Annotated in this window: 15 protein-coding genes and 1 pseudogene; 8 read left to right on the top strand and 8 right to left on the bottom strand. The window is 68.1% G+C overall.

Annotation, left to right across the window (positions count from 1 at the left end):
* Positions 1-181: 181 nt before the first annotated feature.
* Positions 182-541, bottom strand: a complete 360-nt coding sequence (locus ABW16_RS26285; RefSeq protein WP_131721559.1) for a hypothetical protein — start codon at positions 539-541, stop codon at positions 182-184.
* Between the two features lie 228 nt (positions 542-769).
* Between ABW16_RS26285 and ABW16_RS23115 the strand changes: the two genes are divergently transcribed.
* The gene (locus tag ABW16_RS23115) at positions 770-1,891 is read left to right on the top strand and encodes a PE-PPE domain-containing protein (RefSeq protein WP_233424859.1); all 1,122 of its coding nucleotides are present in this window, start codon (positions 770-772) and stop codon (positions 1,889-1,891) included.
* A gap of 6 nt (positions 1,892-1,897) precedes the next feature.
* Here the strand turns inward: ABW16_RS23115 and ABW16_RS23110 are convergent, their stop codons facing one another.
* Positions 1,898-2,389, bottom strand: a complete 492-nt coding sequence (locus ABW16_RS23110) for a methylated-DNA--[protein]-cysteine S-methyltransferase (protein ID WP_047321544.1) — start codon at positions 2,387-2,389, stop codon at positions 1,898-1,900.
* Positions 2,386-3,891, bottom strand: a complete 1,506-nt coding sequence (locus ABW16_RS23105) for a DNA-3-methyladenine glycosylase 2 family protein (RefSeq protein ID WP_047321543.1) — start codon at positions 3,889-3,891, stop codon at positions 2,386-2,388. Before ABW16_RS23105 ends, ABW16_RS23110 begins: the two co-directional genes overlap by 4 nt.
* Before the next feature lie 88 nt (positions 3,892-3,979).
* On the opposite strand from ABW16_RS23105, the gene glsA reads away from it, so the two are divergent.
* Entirely contained in the window at positions 3,980-5,257 is a 1,278-nt protein-coding gene (gene glsA / locus ABW16_RS23100) for a glutaminase A (RefSeq protein ID WP_047321542.1), read from the top strand.
* 7 nt (positions 5,258-5,264) lie between these two features.
* Here glsA and ABW16_RS23095 read toward each other — a convergent pair whose 3' ends face one another.
* Positions 5,265-6,869, bottom strand: coding sequence for an adenylate/guanylate cyclase domain-containing protein (locus ABW16_RS23095; protein ID WP_047321546.1), 1,605 nt, complete (start codon positions 6,867-6,869; stop codon positions 5,265-5,267).
* Between the two features lie 46 nt (positions 6,870-6,915).
* On the opposite strand from ABW16_RS23095, the gene nucS reads away from it, so the two are divergent.
* From nucS to ABW16_RS27610, 3 genes are read left to right on the top strand one after another with little or no spacing between them, the layout of a single operon-like run.
* Positions 6,916-7,587, top strand: coding sequence for an endonuclease NucS (nucS, locus tag ABW16_RS23090; RefSeq protein ID WP_047321541.1), 672 nt, complete (start codon positions 6,916-6,918; stop codon positions 7,585-7,587).
* A gap of 45 nt (positions 7,588-7,632) precedes the next feature.
* Positions 7,633-8,727, top strand: coding sequence for an NADH:flavin oxidoreductase (locus ABW16_RS23085; protein ID WP_047321540.1), 1,095 nt, complete (start codon positions 7,633-7,635; stop codon positions 8,725-8,727).
* Between the two features lie 17 nt (positions 8,728-8,744).
* Positions 8,745-9,029, top strand: a complete 285-nt coding sequence (locus ABW16_RS27610; protein WP_082134299.1) for a hypothetical protein — start codon at positions 8,745-8,747, stop codon at positions 9,027-9,029.
* 4 nt (positions 9,030-9,033) lie between these two features.
* On the opposite strand, the gene mce is transcribed toward ABW16_RS27610, so the two are convergent.
* The gene (gene mce, locus ABW16_RS23080) at positions 9,034-9,525 is read right to left on the bottom strand and encodes a methylmalonyl-CoA epimerase (RefSeq protein WP_047321539.1); all 492 of its coding nucleotides are present in this window, start codon (positions 9,523-9,525) and stop codon (positions 9,034-9,036) included.
* An 82-nt stretch (positions 9,526-9,607) separates the two neighbouring features.
* Here mce and ABW16_RS23075 point away from each other — a divergent pair, with 82 nt between their 5' ends.
* Both ABW16_RS23075 and ABW16_RS23070 read left to right on the top strand, forming a co-directional pair.
* Positions 9,608-10,789, top strand: coding sequence for an acetyl-CoA C-acetyltransferase (locus ABW16_RS23075; RefSeq protein WP_047321538.1), 1,182 nt, complete (start codon positions 9,608-9,610; stop codon positions 10,787-10,789).
* Positions 10,790-10,933: 144 nt separating this feature from the next.
* Complete coding sequence (locus ABW16_RS23070) at positions 10,934-11,845, top strand: tetratricopeptide repeat protein (RefSeq protein WP_047321537.1); 912 nt, start codon at positions 10,934-10,936, stop codon at positions 11,843-11,845.
* Positions 11,846-11,852: 7 nt separating this feature from the next.
* Here ABW16_RS23070 and glgB read toward each other — a convergent pair whose 3' ends face one another.
* Both glgB and ABW16_RS23060 read right to left on the bottom strand, forming a co-directional pair.
* Positions 11,853-14,069 (bottom strand): 1,4-alpha-glucan branching protein GlgB, encoded by a 2,217-nt coding sequence (gene glgB, locus ABW16_RS23065; protein ID WP_047321536.1) that lies wholly within the window; start codon positions 14,067-14,069, stop codon positions 11,853-11,855.
* Positions 14,069-16,105 (bottom strand): alpha-1,4-glucan--maltose-1-phosphate maltosyltransferase, encoded by a 2,037-nt coding sequence (locus tag ABW16_RS23060; protein WP_047321545.1) that lies wholly within the window; start codon positions 16,103-16,105, stop codon positions 14,069-14,071. The genes glgB and ABW16_RS23060 overlap by 1 nt, the downstream gene beginning before the upstream one ends.
* A 139-nt stretch (positions 16,106-16,244) precedes the next feature.
* Here ABW16_RS23060 and glgP point away from each other — a divergent pair, with 139 nt between their 5' ends.
* Entirely contained in the window at positions 16,245-18,827 is a 2,583-nt protein-coding gene (gene glgP / locus ABW16_RS23055) for an alpha-glucan family phosphorylase (protein ID WP_047321535.1), read from the top strand.
* 21 nt (positions 18,828-18,848) lie between these two features.
* Here the strand turns inward: glgP and ABW16_RS26980 are convergent.
* Positions 18,849-19,847, bottom strand: a pseudogene (locus ABW16_RS26980) (hypothetical protein); the annotation flags it as partial.

Genomic DNA, 19,847 nt, shown 5'->3' with positions numbered 1-19,847 from the left:
ACACGTCGCCCAGGAACTCAACGGCCGCCCACGCAAAACGCTCGGCTGGGAAACCCCAGCCGAGCGCTTGCGTGATCTACTACTGGCCAACTAACCAGCAGTGTTGCAACGACCCCTAGAAACCGCCAAATCGGGGGGCGTTTCCATATTGCCCACTGCCCGCGGCAAGAATGGTCGGTGACTAATCGATCTTGACGTAGCGGGAGTTCACGGCGTTACGCAAGAAAGGGCTGGTTTCAGTACCCGTCAGGGAATCGTTATCGATGGTCAGCACCGTGTGGGTGCTGTCGGTACTGGTCCAGGTATTGCCTTCCAAGTGCATTTGCACGACCTCATCGCCTCGCACGCTCCCGGCAAGGTTTTTACAGCCAGGGCCGCAGGAAGTGACCGTCACGGTCGCCTCGGAGAACATGGACCCCGCAGGGCCGTCTCCCGACCGCTGGTAGGTCCCGTCAACCAGGTCGGCTGACGCCGGCGCCGCTAGGCCTACGGCGAAGCTCGCTGTCAACGCAACGAAAGCCGCAAGCCGGATTGTTGCCATGTCGTATTTCGCCTCCTCGCCCGGGATGGTGCCTCTTTGTCGTCGATATTAGGTTTGCTCCGGCGCTGGAGATACGGGGATTCCCCTTGCAATGGTCTGCAGGGATGCCGGACGCGGCGGACGGGAGCTGCTGTTGCAGGATTCGCCGCCCGACTATAACGTTAAGCAGCAGCTAAGGAACTTAACAGGAGGATCCGCGTGCGCGTTAACACTTGCCTACCGCTTGTCGTGAGCGTCGCTGCTGCCAGCTTCTTCGCCGGCGTACCGGTGGCATCGTCGGTGCCGCCCGCACTGGCGACGGCGGTCTCGCTGACGGGTAACGGGACGTCGCTTGGTGACGGCATCGCTTTCCTGATGGGCGGAACCGGCATGCCGCAACCGTCGGAGCGATACCTCGATGCTGTCAACGAGCTGTACCTGCAGCCGCACGGATTCGGCGGCGAGCTGGTGTCCCTCTGGACGCCGGAGAACGTCAGTTCGACCTCGCAGGCGGTAGGTGGGCAGATCCTCTACAACGCGGTCATGGAGCAGATCAACGGCGGCGAGGTGGACGCCGAGCACCCCGTCGTTGTCTTCGGCTACTCGCAGAGTTCCGCGATCTCCGTAGGCCTGATGGAGAGACTCGCCGACGAGGGTGTGTCCGACGATCTGGTGCGGTTCGTACTGATCGGGTCGCCGGGCACCAGCGGCATCCCCACCGACCTGTATCACACCGACGTCTACAACTATGAATACGACCCGGTGGCCTTTCGGCCGACGTATTTCAATCCGCTGTCGGACCTGAACTCCATCTTGGGCTTTATCTACGGACATTCGGTGCTGTTGAGCGCGACGCCCGAACAGGTCGCGTCTGCTATCGAACTGCCGACCTCGGACCCTGACTCGCTGAACTCCTATTACATGATTCCCTCGGAGCTGCTGCCGCTGTTGGCTCCGCTGCAGTTGATCCCGATTCTCGGACAGCCCCTTTATGAGCTGTTGGAACCCGTCACACGGATCCTGGTGAACCTCGGCTACGGCAACATCGATCACGGTTGGCCGCCGGGAGACGTCGATTCAGCGGCCGGTTCGGGGCTCTTCCCAACCAACATCGACTTCGGTGACTTGTTGGCCGCCCTCGGCAATGGCGTCCAACAGGGGATCAGCAACGCCATCGCAAGTTTGCTGGACCCCACGACGTATCAGATCATCCCGCTCGTGGAGCACCCGTCGCTGGCCGGCCTCATTCAAGAGGGCTACATCGTGGGTGCCATCGACTCGCCGACCCCGACGCTGGAGGAGGCCCTGACGGGTCTCGTCACCTTCTTCGAAGGCTTCACCGACACCACCGAATACCCGATGCCGGACTAAGCGCCCTCAACCGAACAGGGTGGCTTGGCTTCGCTGTCGCTCCAGATCCAGCAGTGCCCGCTTGCGGTCGATACCGCCGCCGTAACCGGTCAGGCTGCCGTTGCTGCCGATGACACGGTGGCACGGGACGATGATCGAGATCGGGTTGCGGCCGTTGGCCAACCCGACGGCCCGGGAGGCCGTCGGCGACCCGATCTGGCTGGCCAGCTGTCCGTAGGAGCGGGTCTGGCCGTACGGGATGGTCAACAGGGCGGCCCACACTCGGCGTTGAAAGTCAGTGCCGGCCATCTCATAGGTCAGGTCGAACTCGGTGAGGTCGCCGGCGAAGTATGCCGCGAGTTGCTCCACCACATCCGGAAACGCGGTGTCGTCGCGTGTCCAGCCAGTCCGGCTGGGGGCGTGCGAATGATCGAGCATCAGCAGATGACTGAGCTTGCCGTCTTTGCCTGCCAGGGTGAGCGGCCCGATGGGGCTGTCGATGATGCGCTGAGTGGTCATGCGATCTCCTTCGATGCCGGGGGCCAGTCGTTCACGGCGTGATCGAGGCTGGCCCAGAGATGTTGGGTGGCATAGGAGCGCCACGGCCGCCAGCGAGCACTGCGTTGGATCAGGGTCTGCGGGTTGTCGGGCAGGCCGTGGCGGCGGGCCGCTACCTGCACCCCGAGGTCGGTGACGGGAAACGCGTCGGGGTCACCCAGCCCGCGCATGGCGATCACCTCGGCGGTCCAGGCCCCGACTCCCGGCAGCGCCATCAGGTCGTGCCGAGCCCGCTCCCAGTCGCAGCCGGCACTCAGGCCGAGGGTGCCGTCGGCCAGCCGCGCGACCAGGGTGAGCAGCGTTCGCCGGCGGGTTTGGGGGAGGGCGAGCTGATCGGGATCGATGTCGGCGAGTCGTTCCACCGAGGGAAAGACATGAGTGAGCCCGCCGTCCGGATCGTCGAGCGGTTGCCCGTGTGCCGCCACCAGCCGATGCGTATGGGTGCGCGCTGCCTTGGTCGACACCTGCTGGCTGAGCACCGCCCGCACCGCGAGCTCGGCTTCGTCGACGGTCCGTGGAATGCGTTGTCCCGGCGCCTTGGTCACCAGCGGTGCCAGGTCGGGGTCGGCGGTGAGGGCCTCGACGACGGCTTCCGGGTCAGCGTCGAGGTCCAGCAGTCGTCGGCAGCGGGTGATCGCGGCGGTGAGATCGCGGAAGTCGTCGAGCACGAGTCGGCATCGGACATGGTCGGGGGCCGGGCGCAGGCTGGCAACTCCGTTGCCGTGCGGCAGGCGCAGGGTGCGCCGGTACGCGCCGTCGCGTACCTCTTCGCAGCCCGGCACCGCGCACGCCGCCAGGTGCCCGAACACGCCCTCGAACGCGAACGGGGTGCGCACCGGAAGGCGCAGCGACAGCGCACCCGGACCGGGGGAGTCGCGGCCGGGGCGGGCTCCTGAGCGTGCGGCGGCGTTGCTGCGCAGCACGGTCGGCGTCGTGGCACACACGGCGCGGATGGTGTCGTTGAACTGCCGGATGCTGGCGAATCCGGCGGCGAATGCGACATCGCCCAAGGGCAGGTCCGTGGTCTCGATCAGGACGCGGGCGGTCTGCGTGCGCTGTGCGCGGGACAGGGCCAGCGGGCCCGCACCCACCTCGGCCTGCAGCAATCGCTGCAACTGGCGGGCGGAATAGCCGAGGTGACTGGCAAGTCCGCTCACGCCCTCCCGATCGACCGTGCCGTCGGCGATCAGGCGCATGGCCCGCCCCACGACGTCGCCACGGATGTTCCACTCCGGAGAACCCGGTGCGGCGTCGGGGCGGCAACGCTGACAGGCGCGGAAACCGGCCCGCTGAGCCGCGGCCGCGGTGGGGTAGAACTCCACATTCCGCGGCAGCGGCGGGCGTGCCGGGCAGCTGGGCCGGCAGTAGATCCGTGTCGTGAGCACCGCGGTGATGAACCAGCCGTCGAAGCGGGCGTCTTTCGACTTCACGGCGCGGTAGCAGCGGTCGAAGTCGTCATGCACGTTTCAACCATGACACGCGCCGGCCGACGACACTAGCGGAAAAGCGACACGACAGTGCCGGGCCGTTGGCGCGGGCTAGCATCGGTGCGTGGCGGCACTGGTACAGCGGTACTTGGACGGGATCCTTGCCGAGCACGCCGGGGCGAACCACGGGTCCTTGGCGAGCTACATCCCGGAACTGGCGGAGGTCGATCCCGCGGGATTCGGTTTGGCGTTGTCATCGTCGGACGGCTACGTCTACGAATCCGGCGACGCCGAGGTGCAATTCACGATGCAGTCGATCTCCAAGCCGTTCACCTACGCGCTCGCCCTCGATCAGCTGGGGCAAGCGGATGTCGACGCGCGGATCGGTGTGGAGCCCTCGGGTGAGGGCTTCAACAAGATCAGCGTCGATCAGGTCACCAATGTCCCGAAGAACCCGATGATCAATGCGGGTGCGATCGTGGCCTGCTCCTTGATCCCGGGGAAAACCGTCGAGGAGCGGTTCGGTCTGGTCCGCGAGTTCTTCAGCGCCTGCGCCGGACGCAGCCTGGACTTCGACGAGGCCGTGTACGAGTCCGAGCGGGCCAGCGGCAGCCGCAACCGCGGGATCGCTTACCTGCTGGAGAGTTTCGGCGCGCTTGGGGCCGACCCCGACGAGGCCTTGGACCTCTACATCCGCCAGTGTTCGCTGAAAGTCACCAGCATCGACCTGGCCCGGATGGCGGCGACGCTGGCCCGCGGCGGCCTCAACCCGTTGACCGGGCGGCAGGTGACCGATGCCGCGGTGGTGCGGCGCACGCTGTCGGTCATGGTGACCTGCGGCATGTACGACGCCGCCGGCGCGTGGGTCAGTGCGGTCGGGATGCCGGCCAAGAGCGGTGTGGCCGGTGGCATCGTGGCGGTGCTGCCCGGCCAGCTGGGCATCGGCGTCTATTCGCCGCGGATCGACGCCAAAGGCAACAGCGTGCGTGGAATGCTGGTGTGCCGCAGTCTTTCCCAACAGCTCGGACTGCACTTCCTGACGGTGAGCAGTGAGGCTCATGCGGCCATTCGCGGGGTGTACACCCCGCGCCCCGGAGTTCGTGTCTACGAGGTGCACGGCGACCTGCTGTTCGCCGGGGCCGAACAGGTGGCCCGCACCGCGACCCGCGACTGTGGCGAGTTCGACACCGCGATCCTCGACGTGTCGCGGCTGCACACGATCAGCGAACCGGCGCGTGCCCTGCTCGCCGGGCTGTCCGACGAGTTGCGGGATCTGGGCAAGCAGGGTCTGCTCGTCGACCCCAGCGGATCGGTGACGCCCGACCCAGCGGCCTACGCCGGGCTGGTGTTCGCCACGGTCGAGGATGCGCTGGCGGCGACCGAGACGTGGGTGGGGGAGTAGCCCGAGGCTACAGCGGGCTGGCCAGCACGGTGGGCAGTTCGTAGCCGCGCAGCACGATCGAGTCACCCACCACCCAATGGGCTTGCTCGCTGATGCTGGCCGCGTACATGGTTTTGGCCGTCGTCAGCAGCGGCAGCGGTTGGGTTTTGGCCAACTCGCATAACCGGGCGGCCTCATTGACCGGCTCGCCGATCACGGTGTATTCGAAACGTTCTTTGGCGCCGACGTTTCCGGCGACGACCTGGCCGGCCGCCACACCGATTCCCGCCCGGATCTCGGGCACCTCGTTGGCCAGGCGGTACAGAATGCCCCGGGCTGCGGCCAACGCTTCGTCCTCGGGCTGGTCGAGGTGATTCGGGGCGCCGAAGATCGCCAGGGTGGCGTCACCCTCGAACTTGTTGATCAGGCCCCGGTGGCGGTCGACTTCGTCGACGACGACGGCGAAAAATCGGTTCAGCAGGGTGACGACCTCGGTCGCCGGCTTGGCGGTCACGATTTGCGTCGAGCCGACGATGTCGACGAAAAGGACTGCGACGTGGCGTTCTTCGCCACCGAGCTGGATCTTGTCGCGTTCGGCGGCGGCCGCCACCTCACGCCCGACGTGGCGGCCGAACAGGTCACGCACCCGTTCGCGCTCCCGCAGCCCGTGCACCATCGCGTTGAAACCACTTTGCAGCTCACCGAGTTCGGTGCCGTCGAACACCACCAGATCGCCCTGCAGATTGCCCTGTTCGACACGTTTGAGCGCAGCGCGCACCACCCGCACCGGCGCCGTGGTGAGCCAGGACAGAATCCACATCAGCAGGAACCCGAAGATCAGGGTGGCAGTCGAAACGATCAGTACGGCGATGCCGAACTGGGTCTCGGTGAGGTTCTTCAACACCAGGGCGAACAGCGCTGTCAGCGCGATGCCCAGAACCGGCACACCCGAGGTGAGTAGCCAGACCATCATGGTTCGGCCCATGATGCCCGACACGAACCGCCGCGGCGGCCTGCCCGCGGCGAGTGCTTGTGCGGCAACGGGCCGCAGCGCGAATTCGGTGCACAGGTAACAGGCGGTGGCAACCTGGATGCCGCAGACGCTCACGGTGAAGGCCACGATCGGAATGAAGACGCTGTTGTGTATCCCGTACAGCGGCGTGAACAGCACCGCCGCCAGGCCCCACAGGGCGAGCACCACCTGCGACACCCGCCACGGCGCCAGAAACGCATTGCGCTCGTCCAAGCGGGTGGGTTGTTGTTCCTTGATCGCCCAGCGCAACATTTTGATGGTGCGCCGGGTGATCCCGTAGGTGCCGCCGATCAACGCGGTCACCACGTAGGCCGGAACGATGCCGAACGTCAGCCAGGCCGGGGCGTCGGAGAACACGCTGGGCGTCGGGTAGGCCACCGTCACCAGCAGCGCGACCACACCGATCCCGAGCAGGTTGGTCGCCACGATGACCACGGTCATGATGAACTGGATGCGAATCCGGCGCAGGTACTGACTTTCCGAGACGCGGCCCAGCAGCCAAGAACCGTATTCGGGCGTCTCGGGCAGCCGGTCAGTCTGACGGGTGAGCAGCTCCAGCACTCGGCCCAGGCGTTGCGCGGTCGTCTTTGGCGGCTTCATCGTGGCGTAAGAATAATTGCTCGGCACGGGCCTTAAGGTGGATCGGATGCGACTCGTGATCGCCCAGTGCACCGTCGACTATGTCGGCCGGCTCACCGCGCACCTGCCCTCTGCCCGGCGACTGCTGCTGTTGAAGGCCGACGGCTCGGTCAGCGTGCACGCCGACGACCGTGCTTACAAGCCACTGAACTGGATGAGTCCACCATGCCGGCTCACCGAAGAAACCGGCGGTGAATTGCCGGTGTGGGTGGTGGCGAACAAGACCGGCGACCAGCTGCGGATCACCATCGAGGAGATCGAGCACGACTCCAGCCACGAGCTGGGTGTCGACCCCGGGCTGGTGAAAGACGGCGTCGAGGCGCAACTGCAGGCGCTGCTGGCCGAGCACGTCGAACTGCTCGGCGAGGGTTACTCCCTGGTGCGCCGGGAGTACATGACCGCGATCGGTCCGGTTGACCTGTTGTGTCGCGACGAACAGGGGCGAGCGGTCGCGGTGGAGATCAAGCGGCGCGGCGAGATCGACGGCGTGGAACAGCTCACGCGTTACCTCGAACTGCTCAACCGCGACAGCCTGCTGGCGCCGGTCAGCGGGGTGTTCGCCGCCCAGCAGATCAAGCCGCAGGCCCGCACACTGGCCACCGACCGCGGCATCCGTTGCCTGACACTGGATTATGACGCGATGCGCGGCATGGACAGCGACGAGTACCGGCTGTTCTGAGCGCAGGCCGGAATAGAAGCGCGCGGCCGTGCGTTGCAGGGCCGCATGCCAGTCGATGATCTTTTCCAGCCCCTGACGATCCGCTCGCTGACCGTTCCCAATCGGTTCGCCATGGCGCCGATGACCCGCCAGGCCTCGCCGCAGGGAATTCCCGGGAGCAATGTGGCCGAGTACTACCGACGGCGCGCTGCGGGCGGTGTAAGGCTGATCATCACCGAGGGCATCCGGTTGCCCGACCCGGCAGCAGGATTCCCGGCCAGCGTGCCGACGCTCGTCGGCGACGAGGTGCTCGCCGGGTGGACCCGTGTCGTCGACAGCGTCCACTCTGAGGGAGCGACGATCGCCGCGCAGCTGTGGCACCAGGGCGTTGAGCGCCGCGATGACGATGGGGTGGAACCCGTCGGCCCGTCGGGCATCGATGGGCGCGGTGAACCGCGGGGCCGCGCGCTGCGAACCGACGAACTCGCTGAGATCGCACAGCTTTACGCCACCAGTGCTGCCACTGCACGCGACCTCGGCTTCGACGCGGTCGAAATCCACGGCGCTCACGGCTACCTGCTCGACGAATTCTTCTGGGAGCGCACGAATCGGCGTACCGACGGCTACGGCGGATCGCTGGCCGCGCGCACGCGTTTCCCGGCCGAAGTGGTCGCAGCTGTCCGCGCCGCGGTCGGCCCGGACTATCCGATCATCTTCCGCTTCTCCCAGTGGAAGGGCACCGACTACGCGGCGTCCATCGCCGACGACCCGACACAGTTGCAGGAACTGCTCACACCGCTGGTCGACGCCGGGGTGGACGTGCTGCACCCCTCGACGCGCAGACATTATCTGCCCGGGTTCGAAGGCCACGACCCGGAATTGAGCCTTGCCGGATGGACCAGGAAAGTCACCGGCGTTCCGGTGATCGCAGTGGGCTCGGTCGGGTTGGAGACGCAGTTCCGCAGCGAGAGGCGTGGCGAGGTGATTGCGCCCGCACCGGTCGACCGTCTGGTCGACCAGTTCGACGCCGGGGAGTTCGACGTGGTCGCCATCGGGCGCGCGCTGCTCGCCGACCCGGCATGGGTGAATCGGCTGCGTGACGGCGAGCTGGACGGGTTCGGCGGCTACGACGCGGCGGTTGCGCTGTCGGCGCTGGCTTGACCGCTAGCCTGATGACCATGGCTCGTCGCCGCAGTCCGTCGCGTCGGCAACAGCCGCTATGGCCGCTGCCGCTGCAGCAACGCGTGGAGACCGGCTCCGACGGCTACGAATACATCGTCGTACCGGTCGCGGGCTCGCGGGCTGTGAAAGTCTATCGGTGTCCGGGGTGCGATCACGAAATTCGTTGCGGCATAGCCCATGTGGTGGTGTGGCCAGCTCATGCGGGCGATGATCGACGGCATTGGCACACGCCGTGTTGGGCCAACCGCGACAACCGGGGGCCGACCCGCAAGTGGTCCTAGAGGCTCAGTGCGCTTCCGCGTCCGCGGCCGGCTCGACCAGCTCGACCAGGACCCCACCGGCGTCCTTGGGGTGGATGAAGTTGATTCGCGAGTTCGACGTGCCGCGCCGCGGTGCCTCGTAGAGCAGTCGCATGCCCTGCTCACGCAACCGGTCGGACAGCACGTCGATGTCGCTGGTGCGGTAGGCCAGCTGCTGCAGACCGGGGCCGCGCTTGTCCAGGAACTTCGCGATGGTCGACGACTCGTCGATCGGGGCCATCAACTGGATCTGGGCGCTGCCGACCGGGGCGCCGCGCACCGCAAGCATCGCTTCGACGATGCCCTGCTCCTCGTTGACCTCTTCGTGCAGCACGATCATCCCGAGCTGGTCGTGGTACCACTTCTTGGCCACTTCCAGGTCCGGGACCGCGATACCGACGTGATCGATCGCCGTCACCAAGGCCGAGGCCAGGGCGGGGCGCACCTCACAAGGGTCAGCGACGGATTCGGTCGTCATAGGAGTAACGGTAACCTGAGCGCAAACATCGTGCTGCGCCGACCGGAAAGATCGGCCCCTCATACCCGCCCGGGAGGTAGTCATGACGACATCGGTGATCGTTGCTGGGGCTCGGACCCCGATCGGCCGGCTGATGGGTTCGCTGAAGGATTTCTCCGGCAGTGACCTGGGCGCCGTCGCCATCGCCGGGGCGCTGGAGAAGGCGCAGGTGCCGGCGTCGCTGGTGCAATACGTGATCATGGGCCAGGTGCTCACCGCGGGCGCCGGCCAGATGCCGGCCCGGCAGGCGGCGGTCGGTGCGGGCATCGGCTGGGACGTGCCGACGCTGACCATCAACAAGATGTGTCTGTCCGGAATCAACGCCATCGCCATGGCTGACCAGCTGATTCGCGCCGGCGAGTTCGACGTGGTGGTGGCCGGCGGCCAGGAGTCGATGACCCAGGCGCCGCACCTGCTCCTCAAGAGCCGTGAGGGCTACAAGTACGGCGACGTGACGGTACGCGACCACCTCGCCTACGACGGTCTGCATGACGTCTTCACCGACCAGCCGATGGGTGCGCTCACCGAGCAGCGCAACGACGAGGACAAGTTCACCCGCGCAGAGCAGGACGAGTTCGCGGCCGAATCGCACCGCAAGGCCGCCGCGGCGTGGAAAGACGGCGTTTTCGCCGACGAGGTGGTGCCGGTGAAGATCCCGCAGCGCAAGGGGGATCCGTTGGAGTTCACCGAGGACGAGGGCATCCGGGCCAACACCACCGCAGAGTCGCTGGGCGGTCTCAAGCCGGCGTTCCGCAAGGACGGCACCATCACCGCCGGCTCGTCGTCGCAGATCTCCGACGGCGCCGCCGCCGTGGTGGTGATGAGCAAGGCCAAGGCGCAGGAACTGGGTCTGGACTGGCTGTGCGAGATCGGGGCACACGGTGTCGTGGCCGGGCCGGACTCGACCCTGCAGTCCCAGCCGGCCAACGCCATCAAGAAGGCGATCGCCCGCGAGGGCATCTCGATCGACCAACTCGACGTGGTGGAGATCAACGAGGCCTTTGCGGCGGTATCGCTGGCCTCGACCCGGGAGCTGGGTCTGAACCCCGACGTCGTCAATGTGCACGGCGGCGCGATCGCCGTGGGGCACCCGATCGGGATGTCGGGCGCGCGCATCACGCTGCACGCCGCCCTTGAGCTCAAGCGGCGCGGCTCGGGCTACGCGGTGGCCGCGCTGTGCGGTGCCGGTGGCCAGGGCGACGCGCTCATCCTGCGCGCGGGGTAACGGCTTCCCTACGGTTGCGTAGGTTGCTGGCGCGGGTTGTTTCCGCACGGCGACGCCACAGTGTGATCTTGGTCATAGTCGGGTGGTCGGGCGCGAAAACAGCCGTCGGCGGCGCGGCGAGCACGACGTGACAGACTTGACGGCGTGACGCGTCCTCGACCCCCGATCGGCCCGGCGTTGGCCGGAGCAGTGGACCTGTCCGGCCTCAAGAAGCCGGCTCAATCCGGCGGCGCCGCCGGTAGCGCCTCGGCTCCACCAGGTGCCACCGAGATCACCGAGGCCAACTTCGAAGACGAGGTGCTGGTCCGGTCCAATCAGGTGCCGGTGGTGGTGCTGCTGTGGTCGCCGCGCAGTGAAGCCTGCATTGCGCTGGCCGACACCCTCGCCGGGCTGGCCCAGGCGGACAACGCCGGCGGTGCGGCCAAGTGGTCGCTGGCCACCGTCAATGTCGACGTCGCCCCGCGGGTGGCGCAGGTGTTCGGCGTGGACGCCGTGCCGACCGTGGTGGCGCTGGCCGCCGGCCAACCGATCACCAGCTTTCAGGGGCCCCAGCCGCCCGACCAGCTGCGCCGTTGGGTGGACTCGTTGGTGTCGGCCACCGCAGGCAAGCTCGCCGGCGGCGGCGACGCGGAGCAGCCGGAGCAGGTGGACCCGGTGCTGGCGCAGGCGCGTGAGCAGCTCGACGCCGGTGACTTCGACGCGGCCCGAGCCTCCTATCAGGCGTTGCTGCACACCGACCCCGACCACGCCGAAGCCAAGGGGGCGTTGCGCCAGCTCGCCTTCCTGGAACGTGCGACCGGTCGGCAACCCGATGCGCCGGCACAGGCCGACGCCGACCCGAACAACGTCGAGGCGGCCTTCGCCGCCGCTGACGTGCAGATCCTCAACCAGGACGTCACCGCTGCGTTCGACCGGCTGATCGCATTGGTGCGACGGACCGCCGGTGACGAGCGGGCCGCGGTGCGGACCCGGTTGGTGGAGCTGTTCGAGCTGTTCGACCCCGCCGACCCGGAGGTCGTCGCCGGCCGGCGCAACCTGGCCAACGCGCTGTACTGACCCCGAGTTACTCGGGCGCCAGCCACACGGCGGACAGGGCGGGTAACACCAGCACCGCCGAGGCCGGCCGGCCGTGCCACGGATCGTCGGTGGCCTCGACCCCGCCCAGGTTGCCCTCGCCCGACCCTCGGTAGCCGACCGCATCGGTGTTGAGCACCTCACGCCAACGGCCCGCCCGGGGCAACCCCAGGTGGTAATCGGCGTGGGTGACACCGGCGAAGTTGAACACGCAGGCCAGCACCGAACCGTCGGTGCCGTAGCGCAGGAAGCTCAGCACGTTGCTGGCCGAGTCGTTGGCGTCGATCCAGGAGTAGCCCCGCGGGTCGGCGTCCTGGGTCCACAAGGCGGGCAGCGCGCGGTAGCGAGCGTTCAGGTCGCTGACCAGACGCAGGATGCCGGGTGAGTAGCCGCCGGGCTCGATCTCGGGGTCGAGCTGGAACCAGTCGACTCCGCGCTCGTTGCACCACTCGCTGCGCTGACCGAATTCCTGGCCCATGAACAGCAACTGCTTGCCGGGATGCGCCCACTGGTAGGCGAGCAGGGCACGCAGGCCCGCGGCCTTGTGGTGGTCGTCACCGGGCATCCTGGACCACAGTGTGCCCTTGCCGTGCACCACCTCGTCGTGGCTGATCGGCAGCACGTAGTTCTCGCTGAACGCATACAGCATCGAGAACGTCATGTTGTGGTGGTGGTAACTGCGGTGCACCGGATCGTGACCGAGGTAGGCCAGCGTGTCATGCATCCAGCCCATGTTCCACTTCATCGAAAACCCGAGTCCGCCAAGGCTGGTCTCCCGGGTGACTCCCGGCCAGGAGGTGGACTCCTCGGCGATGGTCACGATTCCCGGCGCGACCCGATGGGTGGTCGCGTTCAACTCCTGCAGGAACTGCACCGCCTCCAGATTCTCGCGGCCGCCGTGGATGTTGGGGGTCCACTCGCCGTGCGGGCGCGAATAGTCCAGGTAGAGCATCGATGCGACGGCGTCCACCCGCAGCCCGTCCACGTGGAACTCGGTCAGCCAGTACAGCGCGTTGGCGACCAGAAAGTTGCGTACTTCGGGGCGACCGAAGTCGAATACGTAGGTGCCCCAGTCGAGTTGCTCACCGCGCCGCGGATCGGAGTGCTCGTAGAGCGGGGTGCCGTCGAATCGGCCGAGCGCCCAGTCGTCCTTGGGGAAGTGCGCCGGCACCCAGTCCACGATGACGCCGATGCCCGCACCGTGCAGCGCGTCGACCAGCGCCCGGAAGTCGTCGGGGGTGCCGAAGCGCGCGGTCGGGGCGTAGTACGACGTCACCTGATATCCCCAAGAGCCGCCGAACGGATGCTCCGCCACCGGCAGCAGCTCCACGTGGGTGAAGCCCTGCTGTACAACGTATTCGGTCAGCTCTACCGCCAGCTGGCGGTAGCTCAGGCCCGGCCGCCAAGAGCCTAGATGGACCTCGTAGGTGCTCATCGGCTCGCTCACCGGATCGCGCTTGCAGCGCTGCGCCATCCAGTCGGTGTCGTTCCAGGTGTAGTCGCTGCACGTCACCACCGATGCGGTGCGCGGCGGTACCTCGGTGGCGTAGGCGAACGGATCGGCGCGCTCGGTGACGGCCCCGTCGGCCCCGTGGATGCGGAACTTGTAGAGGCCGGCGGTGGGGAAGTCGGGCCAGAACAGCTCCCAGATGCCCGACGAGCCCAATGACCGCAGCGGGGCGTCGTCACCGGCCCAGCCGTTGAAATCACCGATCAGACTCACCCCGGCGGCGTTGGGCGCCCACACCGCGAAGGACACGCCGGACACCTCGCCGTCGGGCGTGGTGAAGGTGCGGTGATGAGCCCCCATCACGTCCCAGAGTCGTTCGTGGCGCCCCTCGGCGAACAGATACAGGTCGAACTCGCCCAGGGTCGGCGCAAATCGGTATCCATCGGCGGTCGTGTGCACGCCGGTGGGCTCGGCGAATTCGGCCGTTTCCGGGTAGTGCACCTCCAGTCGGTAGTCGACGAGGTCGGTGAACGGACACGCCGCCGCGAACAACCCGGAGCCCAGGTCGCGCATGACGAAGCGCTCGGTACCGACGAGCACCACCACCCGCCGAGCGCGCGGGCGCAGCGCCCGGATGACGGTGGTCCTGCCGTACTCGTGCGCGCCCAGGACGGAGTGCGGATCGTGGTGTTCACCGGCAAGCAGCCGGGCCACGTCGGCAGGATGAGGCGCCAGGTGTCGGGTCATCGTGCTCATCAGCGGCGCAGCAACTCGGTGCGGGCTTGGGCGTTGATCGGCGGCATGGTGACGATGTGGGCGACCGCTCGTGCCGGGTCCAGGCGCACATAATTGTCCTGGCCCCAGTTGTAGTCCTCACCGCTGATCTGGTCACGGACCCAGAAACGTTGGTAGTCAGGCATTCCCAGCGCCCACATGTCCAAGTGCAGCGTCGCCTGCTCGGCGCTGAACGGGTTCAGCGTGACCACCACCAGCACGGTGTCGCCGGTGGCCGGGTCGAACTTGCTGTAGGCCAGCAGCGCATCGTTGTCGACCTGGTGGAAGTGCACGGTGCGCAGTTGGTTGAACGCCGGATGCAGCCGGCGAATCTCGTTGAGCCGGGCGATGAACGGCTCCAGGGAGCGGCCTTCGGCGACGGCACCGGCGAAGTCGCGGGGTCGAAGTTCGTACTTCTCCGAATCGAGGTACTCCTCGCTGCCTTCACGTACTGCACGGTCCTCGAACAACTCGAAACCGGAGTACACGCCCCACGCCGGGCCCAGCGTCGCCGCCAGTACCGCGCGGATGGCGAACATCCCGGGGCCGCCGTGCTGCAGGCTGGCGTGCAGGATGTCGGGGGTGTTGACGAACAGATTCGGCCGGCGGAAGTCGGCGAGTTCGGCGATCAGCCGGCCGAACTCGGTGAGCTCGGATTTCGTTGTCTGCCAGGTGAAGTACGAGTAGGACTGGGTGAAGCCCAACTTGGACAAACCGTACTGCCGCGCCGGGGGAGTGAACGCCTCGGACAGAAACAGCACATCGGGATCGATGTTCTTGACGGCGGCGATCAACCAGAGCCAGAAGTCGGGGGGCTTGGTGTGCGGGTTGTCGACTCGAAAGACCTTCACCCCGTGGTCTATCCAGAACCGGACCACCCGCAGCACCTCGGCGTACAGGCCGGCCGGATCGTTGTCGAAGTTCAGCGGGTAGATGTCCTGGTATTTCTTCGGCGGGTTCTCCGCGTAGGCGATGGTGCCGTCGGGCAGCTCGGTGAACCATTCCCGATGCTGGTTGGCCCAGGGATGATCCGGTGCGCACTGCAACGCCAGGTCCAGCGCGACCTCCAGGTCGAGCCGGCGGGCCGCGGCGACGAAGTCGTCGAAGTCGCCGATGTCGCCCAGTGCCGGATGCACCGCGTCGTGGCCGCCCTCGGCGCTGCCGATGGCCCACGGCGAACCCACGTCGCCGGGTTCGGCGGTCGCGGAGTTGTTGCGGCCCTTGCGGTGTACCCGGCCGATGGGGTGGACCGGTGGCAGGTACACCACGTCGAAGCCCATCTCCGCGATCCGGGGCAGTGCCGCGGCCGCGGTGGCGAACGTGCCGTGCACGGGGCGGCCCTCGGCGTCCCAGCCGCCGGTGGAGCGCGGGAACATCTCGTACCAGGCGCCGCGGCGTGCCAGCGGCCGATCCACCCAGACCTGGTGTTCGACACCGGCGGTGACCAACTCACGCAGTGGGTGGCGGGCCAACAGCTCGTCGAGTTCGGCAGACAGCGCCGGCGCGGCCCGCGTCACCGGGTCGCCTGAGGCACGCAACGCAGCGGCCGCCGCCAGCACCGGTTCGCGCTGTGCGGGCGGCACCCCGGCCGCGGCACGGTCGAACAACGCAGCGCCGATCAACAGGTCGTTGGACAGCTCGGCCGCAGCCAGGCCGGCGTCGAGCTTGGCGGTCACGGCGTGCCGCCAGCTCTGCAGCGGATCTCCCCAGCCCTCCACACGGAAAGTCCACAGGCCGACGGTGTCGGGAGTGAAGGCGCCGTGGAACACGTAGGCGTCGAACCCGGTGTGCATGGGCACATGCAGTGCCGAGCCGGTCGCGGTCGCGGGCGGGGGATCGCCTGGCAGCGGATAGCGGCGCCCGGCGTAGCGCACCACCAACGTCGCCGCGACGGCCTCGTGGCCTTCGCGCCAGACCGTGGCCTTGACCGGCACGGTCTCACCCACCACGGCCTTGGCCGGGTAGCGGCCGCACGAGACGACCGGTTCGACATCGTCGACCTCGACTCGGCCAGCCACCACACTCCGTTCGTCGTCGGGCTCTCTGCGCCCACGGTAACCGTCGTCCGGGGGCCTGGCATCACGCAACATGTTCGCAACCGAATTGTCAGGTCTAGGTGGCAGTCGCAGATTCGCGTCGCCGGTAGTGTGGTCAAGCGTGAAGGCCCTCCGCCGGTTCACCGTTCGCGCCCACCTGCCCGAAAGGCTGCTGGCACTCGAGCAACTGTCTATGAACCTGCGCTGGTCGTGGGAGCAACCGACTCAGGAGCTCTTCGCCGCCATCGACCCCGAATTGTGGGACGGGTGTGGGCGTGACCCGGTAGCGCTGCTGGGGGCGGTCAGTCCCGCGCGGCTCGAGGAGCTGGCCGCCGATCAGGAGTTCACCGCCCGTCTCGACGCGCTGTCGGCCGACCTCACGGCGTACTTGACCAGTCCGAGGTGGTACCAGCACCAGCAGGACGGTGGGGCGGCGCTGCCGACCGCGGTCGCCTACTTCTCCATGGAATTCGGGATCGCCGAAGCTCTGCCCAACTACTCGGGCGGCCTGGGGATCCTGGCGGGAGACCACCTGAAGTCGGCGTCGGATCTGGGCGTGCCGTTGATCGCGGTGGGGCTGTACTACCGGTCCGGATACTTCCGTCAAGCGCTGACCGCCGACGGCTGGCAGCGCGAGACCTATCCGGCCCTCGATCCGCAGGGGCTGCCGTTGCGCCTGCTCGTCGACACCGACGGCCGACCGGTGCTGATCGATGTGGCATTGCCGGGTGCCGGTCGGTTGCGGGCCCGAATCTGGGTGGCGCAGGTCGGCCGAGTGCCGTTGCTGCTGCTGGATTCCGACATCGGCGAGAATCCGCACCAGCTGCGGGGGATCACGGACCGGTTGTACGGCGGCGACCAGGAGCACCGGATCCGTCAGGAGATCCTGGCGGGGATCGGCGGCGTGCGGGCGATCCGCGAGTTCACCCGGTTGCAGGGCATCCCCGCTCCCGAGGTCTTTCACATGAACGAGGGGCATGCGGGTTTCCTCGGCGTCGAGCGCATCCGTGAGCTGATCGCCGAGCGGGGGCTGGATTTCGACACCGCGCTGGCCGTGGTCCGTTCGGCGACGGTGTTCACCACCCACACCCCGGTCCCGGCCGGAATCGACCGGTTCCCCGCCGACATGGTTCGCCGCTACTTCGACGACAGCGGTGACGCGCTGGTCGCCGGGGTGCCCACCGACCGGATCATGGAACTGGGCGTGGAACACGATCCCGGCATGTTCAACATGGCCCACATGGGCCTGCGGCTGGCGCAGCGCGCCAACGGCGTCTCCCGGCTGCACGGCCGGGTGAGCCGGGTCATGTTCAACGACCTATGGCCCGGGTTCGACGGCGACGAGGTGCCGATCGGCTCGATCACCAACGGCGTGCACGCGCCGAGTTGGGCGGCGCCCCCGTGGCTGCAGCTGAGTCGTGACGTCGCCGCTCCCGACTCGTTCAGCGAGCCAGCGGCTTGGCAGCGTCTGCAGCAGGTCGATCCCCTGACGCTCTGGTCTATCCGCTCGCAGCTGCGGGCACTGCTCGTCGACGAGGTCCGGTTGCGGCTGCTGCGGTCTGGCCTGGAGCGCGGCTCCTCGGAGGCCGAGTTGGGCTGGATCGCTACCGCATTCGACCCCGACGTGCTGACCATCGGCTTCGCCCGCCGGGTGCCGACGTACAAGCGGTTGACGCTGATGCTGCGTGATCCCGACCGATTGGAGCAGCTGCTGCTCGATGAGCAGCGCCCCGTCCAGCTGATCGTCGCCGGTAAGTCCCACCCGGCCGACGACGACGGCAAGGCGCTGATTCAGCAGGTGGTGCGGTTCGCCGACCGCCCCGAGGTGCGGCACCGCATCGCATTCCTGCCCGACTACGACATGTCGATGGCGCGGCGACTCTACTCCGGATGCGATGTCTGGCTGAACAATCCGCTGCGCCCGCTGGAAGCCTGCGGTACCTCGGGAATGAAGAGCGCGCTCAACGGCGGGCTGAACCTGTCGATTCGCGACGGCTGGTGGGACGAGTGGTTCGACGGGCAGAACGGCTGGGCGATTCCCACCGCGGACGGGGTCGCCGACGAGAATCGGCGCGACGATCTGGAAGCCGCGGCGCTCTACGACCTGCTGGCGTCATCGGTGGTGCCGAAGTTCTACGACCGCGACGACCGGGGCGTGCCGCCGCGCTGGATGGAGATGGTTCATCACACGCTGCAGACGCTGGGCCCGAAGGTGCTGGCGTCGCGGATGGTGCACGACTACGTGGAGCAGTGCTACGCCCCAGCCGCGCAGTCGTTGCGGCGCACCTGCGAGCCGATCGACGGTGTGCCTTACGGTGCGGCGCGTCAGCTGGCCGACTACCGGCGCCGGGCGGAGGCGGCCTGGCCGCACATCCAGATCACCGACGTCGACAGCACCGGGCTGCCCGACGCGCCTTGGTTGGGGTCGGAGTTGACGCTGACCGCCTCGGTGCGCCTGGCCGGGCTGCGGCCGGACGAGGTGGTGGTGCAGGCGGTGCTGGGCCGGGTGGATTCCGGTGACACCCTGATGGACCCGGTCACCGTGGCGATGCCGCATGCGCACACCGACGCGGACGGCACGGAAGTCTTCTCCACCACCAGTCGGCTGCCGGTCGCCGGGGCGGTGGGCTACACCGTACGGGTGCTGCCGTGCCATCCGTTGCTGTCCGGCGATGCGGAATTGGGACTGGTCACGTTGGCCTGAGGGCCCTCGGCGCCGCAGAGTTCACGGACGGTTCTGGCCGGGGGTTCCGGGGGCGCCAGGGGTCCCGTCGGCGCCGCCGTTGCCGCCGGCGCCGCCATTGCCACCGACGTTGAGGTAGCCGGTCGCGTTACCTCCATTACCGCCGGCACCGCCGCCGCCGCTGCCGTTCGGGCCGACGAAACCACCATTGCCGCCGGCGCCACCGCTGCCGCCTTCGCCGTAGTCGTAGCCGCGGTAGTACTCGTCGCCACCGTAGCCGTAGTAGCCGATGCCGCCGTTGCCGCCGTTGCCCCCTGCGGTGCCGTTGCCGCCGTTGCCGCCGTTCCCGCCCCAAGCACCAATAGAGTTGCCGCCGGTCCCGCCGGCTCCGCCGTAGCCGCCGGCGCCCGAACCACCGTTGCCGCCGTTGCCACCACCGCCGGCATTCACGCTATTGGTGTTGTTTGCACCGCCGACTCCGCCGTTGCCGCCACGGGCTCCGTCGGTTCCGCCGTCACCACCGTGACCGCCGTGGCCGCCGCCGCTGAGGCCCAGATTGGCACCGGCGTTGCCGCCGTTGCCCCCGTCGGAGCCGTTGCCCAGCCCGCCGTTGCCGCCGTTGCCGCCGTCGGCGCCGTCACCGGCGCTGCCGTCGCCGCCGTTGCCGCCGGACGCGCCGTGGGTGCCGCCGTTGCCGCCGTTGCCGCCGTCACCGCCCCACAAGCCGGTGCCCACGCCGCCACCGTTGCCGCCTCTTCCGCCGTCGGAGCCAACTCCGGTTCCGCCGGCACCGCCGTTGCCGCCGTTGCCGCCGCCACCGCCGAAGTAGGACCCGGCCCCTCCGTAGCCACCGGTTCCGCCGGCACCGCCGGACGCGCCGTCGTAGCCGCCGGCGCCGCCGGTGCCCCCGACGCCGCCGACAGCGCCGCCGCCGACCAGGTTGAAGCTGTTTGCGGAGGCGGTGGCGCCGTTGCCACCATTGCCACCGCTGCCGCCGATGCCGGCGGCACTGCCCGGCCCACCCGCGCCGCCGAACAGGCC

Origin of the sequence: Mycolicibacter heraklionensis (assembly GCF_001021505.1) — a bacterium.
GTDB classification, from domain to species: Bacteria; Actinomycetota; Actinomycetes; order Mycobacteriales; family Mycobacteriaceae; genus Mycobacterium; species Mycobacterium heraklionense.
Note: the sequence above shows the minus strand (reverse complement) of the source record. Positions and strands in the feature narration are given on the sequence as shown.

Excerpts from the sequence above, each read along its gene's own strand:
- ABW16_RS26285 (WP_131721559.1), bottom strand. The coding sequence starts at position 541 with ATGGCAACAATCCGGCTTGCGGCTTTCGTTGCGTTGACAGCGAGCTTC.
- ABW16_RS23110 (WP_047321544.1), bottom strand. The coding sequence starts at position 2,389 with ATGACCACTCAGCGCATCATCGACAGCCCCATCGGGCCGCTCACCCTG.
- ABW16_RS23095 (WP_047321546.1), bottom strand. The coding sequence starts at position 6,869 with ATGAAGCCGCCAAAGACGACCGCGCAACGCCTGGGCCGAGTGCTGGAG.
- nucS (WP_047321541.1), top strand. The coding sequence starts at position 6,916 with ATGCGACTCGTGATCGCCCAGTGCACCGTCGACTATGTCGGCCGGCTC.
- ABW16_RS23085 (WP_047321540.1), top strand. The coding sequence starts at position 7,633 with ATGCCAGTCGATGATCTTTTCCAGCCCCTGACGATCCGCTCGCTGACC.
- ABW16_RS27610 (WP_082134299.1), top strand. The coding sequence starts at position 8,745 with ATGGCTCGTCGCCGCAGTCCGTCGCGTCGGCAACAGCCGCTATGGCCG.
- mce (WP_047321539.1), bottom strand. The coding sequence starts at position 9,525 with ATGACGACCGAATCCGTCGCTGACCCTTGTGAGGTGCGCCCCGCCCTG.
- ABW16_RS23075 (WP_047321538.1), top strand. The coding sequence starts at position 9,608 with ATGACGACATCGGTGATCGTTGCTGGGGCTCGGACCCCGATCGGCCGG.
- glgB (WP_047321536.1), bottom strand. The coding sequence starts at position 14,069 with ATGAGCACGATGACCCGACACCTGGCGCCTCATCCTGCCGACGTGGCC.